The following is a 12,975-nucleotide window of genomic DNA, read 5'->3' as shown; positions in this document are numbered from 1 at the left end:
ATACAAACAACAAACACACAAACAAAAATTATGAACGCAATTAAGTCGATTAAGGAAACTGATTTCCTTAAGAAACGAAGGTATGAGGCAGTAATGTTTCTGCTTACTTTTTTCGGAATTTTTGGTTACGTTGGTCACCAAATGGGTGTTGCCAACATGCTAAATACCATTATGCATACGGCATGGGATCTACTAATGAATACCGTATTCTACATTATGGGAATCACAGTACTTTCAGGAGCTTTAGGCAAGCTGCTGATTGAATTTGGTGTGGTTCGTTTACTCGAGAAAATTCTTGCCCCTTTAATGAGGCCGCTGTTTAATCTTCCTGGCGTTGCTGCTTTGGCCGGAGTTCTAACTTTTCTATCCGACAACCCTGCTATTATCAGTTTGGCAAAGGATAAAAATTTCAGCAAGTATTTTAAAAACTACCAACTCGTTTCTTTAACCAATTTTGGTACTGCTTTTGGAATGGGCTTAATCGTAATCACTTTCATGTCTACTCTTAGGATACCAGGAAGTGAAGAAAATCTATTTGTACCTGCATTAATAGGACTTTCTGGAGCTTTGGCTGGTGCTGTTGTTTCGACCAGATTGATGCAGCGGTTGATTAAAGGTAATATTCCTGTGCGTAAAGATGATGATTTTGAAGGAGCGACTGAAAAAATCAGTTTTAAATCGGAAGGTGGCGTATTTCTGCGGTTTCTGAACTCTATTTTGGATGGAGGGAAGTCGGGTGTTGATTTAGGATTGGCTATTATTCCCGGCGTACTAATTATTTCGACCATGGTAATGATGCTGACTTTTGGCCCTAAAGATGCAAGTTTGGGTTATCAGGGAATTGCCTACGAAGGAGTTCCATTACTGCCTGAACTGGCCGGACACATCTGGTGGTTGTTCGAAGGATTGTTTGGATTTAAGCATCCTGAATTAATTGCATTCCCAATTACATCATTAGGAGCGGTAGGTGCGGCAATGTCTTTGGTTAAAGCATTTATTGCAAAAGGAATTATTGATGGAAATGTTATTGCTGTGTTTACCGCAATGGGGATGTGTTGGAGTGGCTATTTAAGTACTCATACAGCCATGCTTGATACACTTAACTATCGGGAATTAACATCAAAAGCCTTGCTTTCGCACACAATCGGAGGAATTATAGCGGGTACATTTGCCCATTACCTCTATGTACTTGTAACTTTATTTCAATAAATATATTTCACACCTATATTTTGAATGCCATCTCCTGTAGATGGCATTTTTTTATAATTGGGATTGATCTGCGAATCTGTTTTCCCTCAAATTGTTTTCGATTTGGCCTTTAACAATAGTGAAAGCCTAATTGAGGTTCGTATTTTGTGTCTTTTAACCTTGTTGGAATCAGCGCAAAATAGAAAATATACAATACCACATGTATTGAAAGCCCAGCTATCGATGGAATGTTCGCTCCCTGCAAAGCTGTGAGCCTCACTGGCACTATCTGGTTCTGTCCCTGCACACGTACAGATATCAATTTCACTTGTTAGATGGGGTATTTCACTATTGCAAGACACAAAACTACCTTTACGGTGCAGGTAAACAAGCGTGCGGGAGCACAATTTCAATTCTGAAGCAGGGCTCCCAGCTTTGCAGGGAACCTTCAGACTATTTAATTGGAGGCTCCAAGCTTTGCAGGGAACCTTCAAACTATTTGATTGGAGGCTCCAAGCTAGTGCAGGACACCAAACCACGAACAAATTTTAGGTCTTAAATACTTGCGGGAAGCTTACTCCATAGTTACAACGGTGATTCCTGCCCCGCCCATTTGAATTTTTTCATCACGGAAGTGCTGCACCAAATCAACTGTTTGTAAATATTCGCGAATCATTTGACGAAGAATTCCTCCTCCCGTTCCATGCAAAATTCGAAATTCGTGCACATCCAGCATGATGATATCATCGATATGGTCAATTACCACCTGCAATGCCTCTTCACCACGCATTCCCCTTACATCCAAATCGGCTTTAAAGCTTAGCTTGCGTTTCGATATTTTTTCCTGAATTAAAGAAGAAGTTCTGTTATAAGTCTTTTCCTCCTTTTTAACCTGAGACCGACTCACTTTCGTCAATCGATTCACCTTAACCGAAGTAAGAATACTGCCAAAGGCCACCACCGCAGTTTTTTTGTTGATCTCAATTACTTCGCCTACGGCGGATTGATTGTCAAGCTTCACCAAATCGGCTTTTTCGATCACATCGGGATTGAACTGAACTTTACTTTTTGCTGTAACCGGAGCTTTGGATTCATCTCCTGCTTTCTCTTTTTTTGTTTTATTTGAGCGCTCTTTCAGCTTCTGAATCTTCTTATTGATTCTCTCCTCTTCTTCCAATTCCCCCTCAGTCAATTGAATTTTAACCTGCTCAAATTCTTTTCTGATTTCGCGGGTACGCTCTTTTTCAGCTTTATTCTCCTTAATTTCCCGAATGGTTTTTTCGATGGATTTGTTTGCGCTGTTCAATAACTGAGCTGCTTCTTCTTTTGCTTTCTCTATTATCTCTTTTCGAAGCTTGCTGGCTTCTTTCAACTCTTTGTCGTATTGTTCTACCAACACATTCAGTCTCTTATCACTTTTACGGATGTTATCACGTTTGCTTTCCCAATATCGCTTATCGCGGACGATATCACGCAAGTGCTTGTCGAAATTGATATGATCTTCACCGATTTTTTCCGTAGCATCTTTCAAAATATCCTCGGGCAAACCAATTTTACGCGCAATTTCGAATGCAAAAGATGATCCCGGTTTCCCCACCGCTAATTGAAACAAAGGCTGCATTTGGTGAGAATCGTATAACATGGCTCCGTTTTCAATCCCATCGGCCTCTGATGCAAAATGTTTTAAACCCGAATAGTGAGTTGTGATTACACCTCGTACCTTCTTGCGGTTTAGCTTATCTAAAATTGATTCGGCAATGGCTCCCCCCAATGCGGGCTCGGTTCCCGACCCAAATTCATCAATCAAAATCATTGTATCAGTATTCGAGTGACGAAGAAAATGCTTCATATTCATTAAATGAGAACTGTAGGTACTCAAATCATTTTCAATGGACTGCTCGTCACCCATATCCATGAAAATGTTGTCGAAAATTCCAATTTTAGATTCCTCGCCCATAGAAACCAACAAACCGCACTGAAACATATACTGCATCAGCCCCAGGGATTGGAGACAAACCGATTTACCTCCGGCATTTGGTCCGGAAATCAACACCATCCTCTGCTCATCGCTAATTTCGATACTAAGAGGAACTACTTTTCGTCCTTCTTTCTGAAGAGTAAGGTAAAGCAAGGGATGAACAGCTTTCTCCCAAAGGGCAGTCGGCGTTTTCACCATTTTTGGCAGTACTGCTTTTACCTGTATGGCAAACATCGCTTTGGCACGAATAAAATCCATTTTTGCCAAAAACTCGAATGCCTTAAATAAATCACCTATATAAGGTCGAAGCTGAGCGGTAAATTCCTGCAGTATTTTAATGATTTCGCGACGTTCGGCATATTCCAACTCACGAATTTCATTGTTTGTTTCAACAATTTCCGATGGCTCGATATAACTGGTTTTACCTGTTGCCGACTCATCGTGAACAATTCCTTTAATTTTTCGTTTGTGAGCCGATGGAATGGGAATAACAGCTCTTCCGTCGCGAATAGAGAGAGCTACATCCTGATCGACCCAACCCTCTTTTTGTGCTGCACGCAGCAAAGTTTGCATCCGCTTCGAAATGGTCGATTGCTTTTGAATAAGACTACTGCGAATCTGCTGCAGTGCCTGCGATGCATTGTCTTTTATTCTGCCGTTTTTAGTGATAATCGCATTGATCCGATCAAAAATGAAGGGATACATTTTCACATTCCCCGTCAACTTTTTCAGATATGGATATTCCTTTTCTTCTGTATTCTGAAAAAATCGAAGTATGGCAGAAATAGATTCCAAAGATCTTTTTAGATTGTAAAGCTCTTCCAACTCCAGATAAGTCCCTTCAATTCTTGCTTTTTCGAGACTTTGACGAACATCAATAAAATATCCTAAAGGAAAGCTGTCCTCATCTAAACAAATGGTTTTAAACTCGTTGGTTTCATTCACCAAACGATTCACCATGTTAAAAGAAGAGGTAAACTGAATGGCATCCACCAAATCACGCCCCAATGAACTTAAACATTGCTTTTTAACCAGTTCTCTTACTCTATCGAACCGTATTTTTGCTTCAAAATTTTCCGGATATATCACGCGCTGCTCTACAATCTTAATTATTTCTTCTGCAAAATTAATAAAAGACTTGGATGCACAAAAAGAAAGGAACAACACGCTTGTGCTATTCCTTGATATTATTGAAGAACTTCTGCCTGGCAATTTTTCTCGACATATTCTTCAGACTGACTTACTCCCAAGCTTACAGCTTGTTTCCAATCTTTACATGCTGCCTCTATCTCTCCCATCTTAAAAAAACAAATGCCTCGGTTTGCAAAAGCAACACCATAATCAGGTTTTAAATTAAGTGCGTAGGTATAATCTAAAACTGCAGTACTAATCATGTTTTTTTCCAGACAAATATTAGCTCGGTTAAAGTAGTAACGATGCACCAGATAGAAATCCTCACCATTCATTTTACTGTAAGCAATTGCCATACTATACTCTGCCATTGCTCTTTTTACTTCTCCTTTAGCTTTATACATTTCGCCCAAATAGTAACAGATCTCATCGTCTTGCTGAAATATCTTTTTAGATTTCTGCAAAATGGATATAGCTGTGTCGATTTTAGTAGAATCGTTCATAGCGACAGTATATAATTGCAAATATGGATTACGAAAAGTTGAGTCTATTGAAATTGCTTTAGTAAACTGTTCAAATGCTTCGCTCACCTTACTATTCTTATTATTCTCAATTGCAAGATTGTATAATTCGATCGCTTTGTTTTTATCAGCAAGAGAAACATCATAAACTTGCGCTTCCGCGTTAAACTGAAGAGCAACCAGCAGTAAGAAAAATGATATTGTTAATTTCATAAATTAAAATTTAGGCAGTAACCAATTGTGATGTTATAACAAAAGGTTAAAAATCTATTAAAATGCTGAATCGAATAACAGTCCAATTCAGCATTAAAAATAAGAATTGTTCTATTTCTTAAAATCGATAGGCGAGAGTTAATAGAACAGAACTATTCTTCAATCCATATCTAGAACCTGAAATATCCGATTTCTCCGTCTCAAAACCTCCATAGTAAGCACTTTTCTTAATTTCACCGTCTATAATACTTACATTTGGAAGTGCTTCCACTCCAACAACAAGCTTATTTTTAAACACATAATTAAACCCGAAAACCAAATTAAACCCATAGCTCGACTCTTTACTTACCGTTTTTCTCCAATCATGTAAGTCTTCCATCGTTTTATCCTCATGCGTTAGCTTATAGTTGCTAAAAGACAAATCGAAACCGTATCTAAACTCGAAGTTATCGTCAATTGATTTTCTAAACTCTCTTCCTACCATTAAATTTAAGCCAAAGTCTTTATCTGTATACTCATCTCGAACCTGCCGATATTGCTCCGGATATTTCATGGTAGTCTTTCCTCCGGTTAAAAGAAGAGTATTAAATCTCCACATCGCTTTTTGTGTACCTACTTTGTAGGTAATTCCAAATTCATCCAGATTACTAAAGGAAAGTCCGACTTCTTTTTGTTTCGTTTTTTCCTGTGCCATTACCAACAAGGAAAATGCAACTGCCAAAATTGTAAAAAATACTTTTTTCATTTTAATTAATATTTTATTAAAAATAACATAAATTAAAAAACTCAATAAATTTAATATAACTATTATTTAAAAACAAATTATATAAAGTATTAAGTAATGTATTTTATCAAGAATAAAGTACTGCATTATTCCTTACCACCCTGTTCGTGTAACTTCCCAATAAGAGAATGTTCTTAATTTCAATTTTAGACTATTCAAAATAAACCTTTATCTTAGAAAGATTTTAAAATAAATCTATTAACCCAAAAATTACTAATCCCCTATTTTATGCACAAATTAAACGACTTTTTAGCCGGAATTGAAATCTATTTAGGAGGAAGCAATTGGTTTACTCTTTTGCTGCTTTTCACTGGTATATTTTTCACCATTTACCTTAAGTTTCCACAAATCCGATTTTTTAAACACGCTCTTAAAGTAGTTCGGGGAAAATACGACAAACCCGGCGAAAAAGGAGATGCTTCTCATTTTCAAGCCTTAGCCACTGCACTTTCCGGCACTGTTGGTACCGGGAATATTGCAGGAGTTGCATTTGCTATTTATTTAGGAGGTCCAGCTGCATTGTTCTGGATGTTGGTAACCGCATTTTTGGGGATGACCACCAAATTTGTTGAGGTTACCCTATCGCATAAATATCGTGAAACGGACGAAAAAGGATTTATATCCGGCGGACCGATGTACTACATGAAAAACAAACTAAAAATGCCCTGGCTTGCCGGTTTTTTTGCCGCTATGACAATTGTTTCTTCTTTTGGTACCGGTAGTCTGCCGCAAATTAATTCCATATCAAGTTCTCTATATTCTACTTTTGGCTTCGATCAAATGATTACCGGCGGTGTTTTGGCTGTATTGCTCGCATTTGTAATTTTGGGAGGAATAAAAAGAATTGTAAAGGTTACTGACAAACTGGTTCCTGCAATGGCTATCATCTATTTTGTGGGTGCAATATCCGTAATTCTTTATAACTACGAAAATATCATCCCTTCGCTGGTTTCGGTATTCGCAAATGTATTTACAGGAACAGCTGCAACAGGTGGTTTCCTGGGAGCTGGTTTTGCTTATGCATTTAACCGTGGTGTAAACCGTGGTTTATTTAGTAACGAGGCCGGACAGGGATCCGCGCCAATTGCTCACGCCGCGGCCCGAACCGAAGAACCCGTATCGGAAGGAATGGTTGCTATTCTGGAACCATTTATTGATACCATTATTATTTGTTCTTTAACCGGATTGGTTATTTTATCTTCGGGGGTTTGGCAGGAAAAACTTCCCAACCGATTTCAAAATACTGATATGGTGATTATGGCTGATCAGTATAACGATTCGAACACGAAAGATCAGGATAAACTTTACAATTATTTAAATGGGAAAACAGATTTGCCCGTTTTCTCTGGTGAATTACAGGTAGAAAATGGAATTGTTCAAAATCCAGTTTCTATTATTAATTCACGTTCACTTGCCGAAGAAGTGAAAGTTTACAAAAACGATGAAGAATTGTACAGCGGAACACTTCGCATTGAAAACGGAAAATACGTAAATAAAAATGGCGAATATTTTCAAGGAAATTCATTAATGCACTCGGCTCCCTTAACCGCAGAAGCATTTACAAGAAGCTTGTTTGGAGAATGGGGAAAATGGATTGTCTCCCTTGGATTGCTTCTGTTTGCCTTTTCAACAGCTATTGCCTGGGCCTACTATGGTGGCCGTTCGGTAACCTACCTGTTTGGTGCAAAAGGTGTTCTTCCTTACCGAATCATCTATTGCATTGGTTTCTTTATTGCTTCGTTTGCCGATACAACAGTTATCTGGACTCTTTCGGGAATTACCATTGCACTTATGGCACTTCCCAATCTTATTGGTATTTTACTATTGCGAAAAGATATGAAAGGAACCATGAACAATTACCTTGATAAATTTTCAAAAGAATATCCGGGCGAAATTTAAATCATCCCACATAACTTAAGAGACTCAAAGTGAGTCTCTTTTTTTATAACCCAATTATCCAATTTCGATATCGAACTGACTTAATAAACCAACCACTCCTTGTAAAGAAAATTTCGCTTTTTTAATTTTATTGATTTCTGGATTGATCAAATAATTAAAAGAGCTTCGTAAATCTGCCTTTTCAATACTTGTATATTCGAAAACGGCTCTGCTCAAATCGCAATTGTCCATTGTCGATCCATTAAGATCAGTTTCTGTAAAATCTACCTCCTGCAAATTACAATTAATGAATTTCGTTGCCTTTAATTTTAACTTGTAAAAAGATGCCAGTTTTAGCTGGCAATCATTAAACTGAACCGCCAACAATAATTGGTTGCAATCCTGAAAGCCAAGTCCAACCATTTTGCAGGTTTTGAAAATTACATCGCGAAGAGCCGTGTAATTTAATTTCGCCAGACTTAAATCGCATTGCTCAAACTCACATTCTAAAAAAATATTCTCAGACAAATCGCTGTTGGCAAATGAGCAATTCACAAAACGACAATTCTCATACTCTCCTTTTGGCAAAGCTTCCAGGGAATAATTCTTCTTTTCAAAAACCTGATCTTCTATATATACTTTTGGCATCATTTCATTTTAAATTTACTAGTTCATTTCCTAAATTATTCTCACCGTTCCAAATAAATTTCTCCAATGCTATAGGTTATTGCATTCCCACGAAGCAATACCCGATCCGTCTTGTTGGTGCAATACAAAACACCATGCCGACCAGACACCTGATAAGCTAACAAATCAATTTTATTCAAGCGGTCACTCCAAAATGGAACCAGACTGCAATGCGCCGATCCTGTTACCGGATCTTCAAAAATACTTGCTCCCGGCGTAAAAAACCGGGATACAAAATCTGCTTCATTTCCTATTGCAGTGCAAATTATTCCTCCATGTCCCAAATCAATTTGTTCCAATTTATTTTTATCGGGATTTAATGCCTTTACTTGCTCTTCCGATTCATAAACCAATACATAATCTCTGGCCAAATAAACCTCTTTGGGCTGAATAGTTAAACCTGCACTTATAATTTCGGGCAATTCGGCAATTTTAGGCATTCGGGAAGGAAAATCCAACACGTATTTATCAGCCTCAAAACTCACTTGTAATTCTCCGCTTGCCGATTGAAACCGAATTACATCACCTTTATAATCAAGATGATTTTTAATTACGTGAGCCGTTGCTAATGTAGCGTGCCCGCATAAATCCATTTCCACTTCAGGAGTAAACCAACGAATGTGAAATCCACCCTGAGCTTCAATAAAAAAAGCTGTTTCAGCCAAATTATTCTCTTTGGTTATGGAAAACATGATTTCATCAGGCAACCAATCTTTTAAAGGGATAACACAAGCCGGGTTTCCACCAAACAACTTATTTGTAAAGGCATCTACATGATATTTCTGAAGTTTCATAATGTAACTATTTGTCCTAACGATTTAAGATTTTTGCAATCTCTGGTTTTGAGTACAGTTCCGACTTAATCACTTTCCCATCTTCCCGATAAACAGGATTGCCGTTTTTATCCAATTTACTCATATTGCTTCGATGCACTTCACTAAAAATCTCAGCGTATTTGTCCTGAAGACCAAATTCGAGCACCGTGCCCATAATCAAGTAGTGAATATCTGCCAATGCATCTGCCACCTCAACTAAATTTCCAGATTTCCAGGCCACTTTCAATTCATCTACTTCTTCCTGAATGATATTTTGTCTTAATTCACATCTTTCTATTGCTGGAATTACTGGCTCCTTTTCAATATTTACACCAAATGCTTCGTGAAATTCATTCACCTTTTCTAATGCTGTCATACTCTTTTCATTCAATTTTTCTTAAAATGACTTTAAAGTTTAAATATCACCAATTCTTTTATAATTGTCGGGCAGATAGCATAAAAAAAGGCTGTAATAATCAGCCTCTTTTTCAAATATGTAAATTCTAAAATTACAGCGTAACCGCAAATGTCAAAAATAGTTTTTCAGTAACAGGATTCAAAGTAAGACCACCCCTTACAGGTAAAGAAAACTGATCGCTGAATTTAATTTTATCGTACATGGTCATGTTCACATTAACGACATTCATTTTGTCATCATACATCCCTTTAAAAGGTGTAAGACCTAAAGCCCATGAGAATTTCTTTCCTCCAATAAAATTTGAATATCCAAATTCAAAATAGGTTGAATAACGTTGATCATTGTTTTCATCACGATCCATTTCACCATAAAATAATACGGAAGTCATAATCGAAATTGGAAATTTAGCACAGCCTTTATACTTTGCCGAAACATCAAATAAGTGAACACTTTCGTTACTGTCAAAATCGAAAAACTTTGAATTTGAAAAGTCAGGAGCCGGACAATAAAAATCGTATAAACTAAATTGAAACAATGGTGTGTTGTACTGCAGATACAAATCGATTTCCTGATAACTTTCATCGAAAGAATATGCCCCCCAGGCACCTGCAGTGAACTTGCCGGTTTGGAATTCTAAAGTAGGTTCGATAGTTGGTGCTGTGCCACTGTTAAACCCCCGCCACAAATGACGGCTAACCAAATCAATACTACTATTCACTCTGGTTTTAGATGGTAAATTGTCTGCTTTTACTCCCCCGCAGATAAGTACTAATCCTATCAATACGATAGATTTAAAAAACTTCATCAGTAAAAAAAATTAAGGTGTTGTTGTTAGTATAAAAAGAGATTGCATTTTAAAATAGAATTTTATTTTAGTCTGTATTCCCTCCTGCTTGTTTAAAATCGGTGCAAAAATAGAAGAAATAGAAAACGGAAATCATGATAAATATCTCCTATGTCAACTGTTATTAAACACAGCAAATTGTCCACTATTATCCCCGATAAACTGCGCGGATTTACACATAAAAAAAAGGGAAAAGCTTCGCTCTTCCCCTTGTATATACTAACAATGTATTCTTTAATTATTTTCAGGCAATACGAACCAAAGAATAATGTAAACCAACAGACCTGGAAATCCTGCACTAAATATTGAGAGCAGCACATAAGCTACCCGAACAAGACTAATTTCCCATCCTAAATATTCTGCAATACCTGCGCAAACACCTGCAATCATCTTATCCGATGATCGTTTCAATTTCTTACTCATGATCTTTGTTTTACAAATTAATTAGTCATCAAACTCTTCATCATAAAGATCTTCCTGATTCTCTAACTCATCATTATAGAAGGTTTCAGCCTCATCCATCAAATCTTCAATCAGATTTTGATCTTCCGGGGTTTTCTCCAGCCAATAAACAGTTTGGTTAGAATTGAAATCCTCAACATCACATTCGATAATACACTTTGGCGAACGTGTGTGAACGATAAAAAGAGTGTCTGGTAACTCTTGTGAATTGTCTGCTAATAAAAACTTTGGGAGCATAATTTTTGATTTAATTTCGTGATGTAAATATAGGAAGAGATTGAACTCCAAGCAACAAAATAGACTTAACTATTTATTAATTCTGTTTTTTTATTTCCCAAGTAAACTTAATATGAATCAGTTTCCTCATTTTTAGCTTCTTCAAACTCAACTTCCTCCACAAAAAAATCAACATTCATATCGACTTTAACCAAATAATTGTACTCTTCCGTTATAAAATTAAAAGCATAAAAACTTTTTCCGGCTCCTAAATTGTAAAACTTAATCTCATCATCGTAACCAAAAGGATATTTTTCATGAATCAGATGTACAACTTCCTGCTTCATCTTATGAAAGCTTATAATTCTGTTTTTTCTCGTCATAATTGAATATTCATTCAACAAGTTTACTGTGACAGAACTACTAAATGAATAATTTAATGTAAAATAAATCTTATTTTTTTCTTCCGATCTTAAATATGTTGTTTTCTTAAAAAATACAGTTTAAATTACTCCCTCAACAAAAACAAGCGTAACAAACTGATTAAAAGTCCAATTGACAATAAATACTATTCTTCATGCAAACGTTTCTTTTAAATAATAAAGAAGACAAAACAGTCTTTTTTATTATCTCTTTGTTGGAATCCTCAATATATCTTCCTAAACTTGTATCCGATAAACAGATCAAAATATCCAATTTAGCAATGAGTCAATTTCTTCAAAATAACAAAATGTCTTTATCTATGTGTACAACATGTTGTATGTGTATGGAAAGTATTGTTATGCAAAAAGGAACAGCTTAAATTGACGAATTAGATATCAGAATATTCTCAAGAGCCTTTTTGCAACAGCAAAAAGGCTTTTTTTATTCGACAAAATGATCTCAACAACAGACTTAATCAGTTCAAGAATATATTTTTCGCACAAGGATGAATATAAATTCAAATCATACAACAAACAGAACCAATGCAGCAACATGTTGTTGTATGTGTATGTTATGGAATCCACCCTAGCAGAATTCGTTATGTACCTAAATGAACATTACATATCGAGTCTTTCTGCTGCGCAGAAAGACTTTTTTTATTCTTGTAAGTCGATTAAAATGAAGGAAAAAACATACCGAAGTGTACTAAAAACCATTTCGTGGAGAACGATTGGAACCATTGATACCATCTTAATCTCCTATTTAGTGATTGGAGATTTAAAATGGGCCATGTCGATTGGAGGGGTTGAGTTGTTTACAAAAATGGGACTCTATTTTATCCATGAAAGAACATGGAATAAAATCCAATTAGGAAAAGAAAAAGAACATCCCATTGATTATCACATTTAAAAAGAGCAATCATGTCGAAACAGAAAAAACAATTTTTACCAATAGCCTTAGATATAACGGATAAAAAAATACTAATTATTGGAGGCGATGAAGATGCTTATAAAAAGCTGAAAATATTACAACGAAGCACAAATTTAATCGAGGTAATCGCTCCTCAAATCATTAGCTGGATTAAAAATTCAGGTGTCGTTTATCACGAGAAACAATACAGCAAGGAAGTGCTAAAAGATTATTTCCTAATATACAGTTGTGTTGAAGATCCTGCTTTTGTAAGACAATTAATGCGAGACACAAAAGAAGCCGGGGTATTACTAAATGTGCACGATCAACCAGATTTTTGTGAGTTCGTTTCCCCCGCCATTTACAAACATTCAAACATTAGTGTTGCTGTAAGTTCAAATGGTGAAGATGTTTACGAATCGATTCGCATGAGAAATCAACTGAAAGATTACTTTGAAAATTACCAGCTTCAAAAACAACTAATTGCTAACTAATAGCGGCATAACAT

Annotated in this window: 14 protein-coding genes; 4 read left to right on the top strand and 10 right to left on the bottom strand. The window is 36.3% G+C overall.

What is annotated here, in order from left to right:
- Positions 1–30 precede the first annotated feature (30 nt).
- Positions 31–1,209 carry a CD0519/CD1768 family membrane protein gene (locus ACHZAX_RS03670; RefSeq protein WP_101311428.1) on the top strand — a complete coding sequence of 393 codons (1,179 nt, stop codon included), beginning with the start codon at positions 31–33 and terminating at the stop codon, positions 1,207–1,209.
- Between the two features lie 553 nt (positions 1,210–1,762).
- On the opposite strand, the gene ACHZAX_RS03665 is transcribed toward ACHZAX_RS03670, so the two are convergent.
- The 3 genes from ACHZAX_RS03665 to ACHZAX_RS03655 all read right to left on the bottom strand — a co-directional run bounded on the left by ACHZAX_RS03665 (position 1,763) and on the right by ACHZAX_RS03655 (position 5,776).
- Positions 1,763–4,255 (bottom strand): endonuclease MutS2, encoded by a 2,493-nt coding sequence (locus ACHZAX_RS03665; RefSeq protein WP_320018053.1) that lies wholly within the window; start codon positions 4,253–4,255, stop codon positions 1,763–1,765.
- A 98-nt stretch (positions 4,256–4,353) separates the two neighbouring features.
- A complete protein-coding gene (locus ACHZAX_RS03660; protein WP_320018052.1) occupies positions 4,354–5,031 on the bottom strand; it encodes a tetratricopeptide repeat protein in 678 nt (225 codons plus the stop codon).
- Between the two features lie 118 nt (positions 5,032–5,149).
- The gene (locus ACHZAX_RS03655; protein WP_320018051.1) at positions 5,150–5,776 is read right to left on the bottom strand and encodes a hypothetical protein; all 627 of its coding nucleotides are present in this window, start codon (positions 5,774–5,776) and stop codon (positions 5,150–5,152) included.
- Between the two features lie 267 nt (positions 5,777–6,043).
- On the opposite strand from ACHZAX_RS03655, the gene ACHZAX_RS03650 reads away from it, so the two are divergent.
- Complete coding sequence (locus tag ACHZAX_RS03650) at positions 6,044–7,714, top strand: alanine/glycine:cation symporter family protein (protein ID WP_320018050.1); 1,671 nt, start codon at positions 6,044–6,046, stop codon at positions 7,712–7,714.
- Positions 7,715–7,768: 54 nt separating this feature from the next.
- On the opposite strand, the gene ACHZAX_RS03645 is transcribed toward ACHZAX_RS03650, so the two are convergent.
- From ACHZAX_RS03645 to ACHZAX_RS03615, 7 genes are all read right to left on the bottom strand, one after another.
- Complete coding sequence (locus tag ACHZAX_RS03645; RefSeq protein ID WP_320018049.1) at positions 7,769–8,344, bottom strand: pentapeptide repeat-containing protein; 576 nt, start codon at positions 8,342–8,344, stop codon at positions 7,769–7,771.
- A 38-nt stretch (positions 8,345–8,382) separates the two neighbouring features.
- The gene (locus tag ACHZAX_RS03640; protein WP_101311421.1) at positions 8,383–9,174 is read right to left on the bottom strand and encodes a PhzF family phenazine biosynthesis protein; all 792 of its coding nucleotides are present in this window, start codon (positions 9,172–9,174) and stop codon (positions 8,383–8,385) included.
- A gap of 16 nt (positions 9,175–9,190) precedes the next feature.
- A complete protein-coding gene (locus ACHZAX_RS03635; protein WP_101311420.1) occupies positions 9,191–9,571 on the bottom strand; it encodes a pyrophosphohydrolase domain-containing protein in 381 nt (126 codons plus the stop codon).
- A 133-nt stretch (positions 9,572–9,704) separates the two neighbouring features.
- Positions 9,705–10,418: a hypothetical protein gene (locus ACHZAX_RS03630; RefSeq protein ID WP_101311419.1), complete on the bottom strand. Its 714-nt coding sequence runs from the start codon at positions 10,416–10,418 to the stop codon at positions 9,705–9,707.
- Positions 10,419–10,691: 273 nt separating this feature from the next.
- A complete protein-coding gene (locus tag ACHZAX_RS03625) occupies positions 10,692–10,880 on the bottom strand; it encodes a PspC domain-containing protein (protein WP_101310165.1) in 189 nt (62 codons plus the stop codon).
- A gap of 21 nt (positions 10,881–10,901) precedes the next feature.
- A complete protein-coding gene (locus ACHZAX_RS03620) occupies positions 10,902–11,156 on the bottom strand; it encodes a hypothetical protein (protein ID WP_101310164.1) in 255 nt (84 codons plus the stop codon).
- A gap of 107 nt (positions 11,157–11,263) precedes the next feature.
- A complete protein-coding gene (locus ACHZAX_RS03615) occupies positions 11,264–11,482 on the bottom strand; it encodes a hypothetical protein (protein WP_143470902.1) in 219 nt (72 codons plus the stop codon).
- Positions 11,483–12,236: 754 nt separating this feature from the next.
- Here ACHZAX_RS03615 and ACHZAX_RS03610 point away from each other — a divergent pair.
- On the top strand, positions 12,237–12,467 hold the full coding sequence (locus ACHZAX_RS03610) for a DUF2061 domain-containing protein (protein WP_101310171.1): 231 nt from the start codon (positions 12,237–12,239) through the stop codon (positions 12,465–12,467).
- Between the two features lie 11 nt (positions 12,468–12,478).
- Positions 12,479–12,961, top strand: coding sequence for a precorrin-2 dehydrogenase/sirohydrochlorin ferrochelatase family protein (locus ACHZAX_RS03605; RefSeq protein WP_101310162.1), 483 nt, complete (start codon positions 12,479–12,481; stop codon positions 12,959–12,961).
- Positions 12,962–12,975 lie beyond the last annotated feature (14 nt).

It is taken from the genome of Labilibaculum manganireducens (assembly GCF_963665805.2).
In the GTDB taxonomy this organism is placed as follows: Bacteria; Bacteroidota; Bacteroidia; order Bacteroidales; family Marinifilaceae; genus Labilibaculum; species Labilibaculum manganireducens.
This window is presented reverse-complemented; position numbering and strand designations above follow the sequence as displayed.

Bases quoted from the DNA above. Each gene is read 5' to 3' on its own strand.
- ACHZAX_RS03670 (WP_101311428.1), top strand. From the start codon at position 31: ATGAACGCAATTAAGTCGATTAAGGAAACTGATTTCCTTAAGAAACGA.
- ACHZAX_RS03660 (WP_320018052.1), bottom strand. From the start codon at position 5,031: ATGAAATTAACAATATCATTTTTCTTACTGCTGGTTGCTCTTCAGTTT.
- ACHZAX_RS03655 (WP_320018051.1), bottom strand. From the start codon at position 5,776: ATGAAAAAAGTATTTTTTACAATTTTGGCAGTTGCATTTTCCTTGTTG.
- ACHZAX_RS03650 (WP_320018050.1), top strand. From the start codon at position 6,044: ATGCACAAATTAAACGACTTTTTAGCCGGAATTGAAATCTATTTAGGA.
- ACHZAX_RS03645 (WP_320018049.1), bottom strand. From the start codon at position 8,344: ATGATGCCAAAAGTATATATAGAAGATCAGGTTTTTGAAAAGAAGAAT.
- ACHZAX_RS03640 (WP_101311421.1), bottom strand. From the start codon at position 9,174: ATGAAACTTCAGAAATATCATGTAGATGCCTTTACAAATAAGTTGTTT.
- ACHZAX_RS03635 (WP_101311420.1), bottom strand. From the start codon at position 9,571: ATGACAGCATTAGAAAAGGTGAATGAATTTCACGAAGCATTTGGTGTA.
- ACHZAX_RS03630 (WP_101311419.1), bottom strand. From the start codon at position 10,418: ATGAAGTTTTTTAAATCTATCGTATTGATAGGATTAGTACTTATCTGC.
- ACHZAX_RS03625 (WP_101310165.1), bottom strand. From the start codon at position 10,880: ATGAGTAAGAAATTGAAACGATCATCGGATAAGATGATTGCAGGTGTT.
- ACHZAX_RS03620 (WP_101310164.1), bottom strand. From the start codon at position 11,156: ATGCTCCCAAAGTTTTTATTAGCAGACAATTCACAAGAGTTACCAGAC.
- ACHZAX_RS03615 (WP_143470902.1), bottom strand. From the start codon at position 11,482: ATGAAGCAGGAAGTTGTACATCTGATTCATGAAAAATATCCTTTTGGT.
- ACHZAX_RS03610 (WP_101310171.1), top strand. From the start codon at position 12,237: ATGAAGGAAAAAACATACCGAAGTGTACTAAAAACCATTTCGTGGAGA.
- ACHZAX_RS03605 (WP_101310162.1), top strand. From the start codon at position 12,479: ATGTCGAAACAGAAAAAACAATTTTTACCAATAGCCTTAGATATAACG.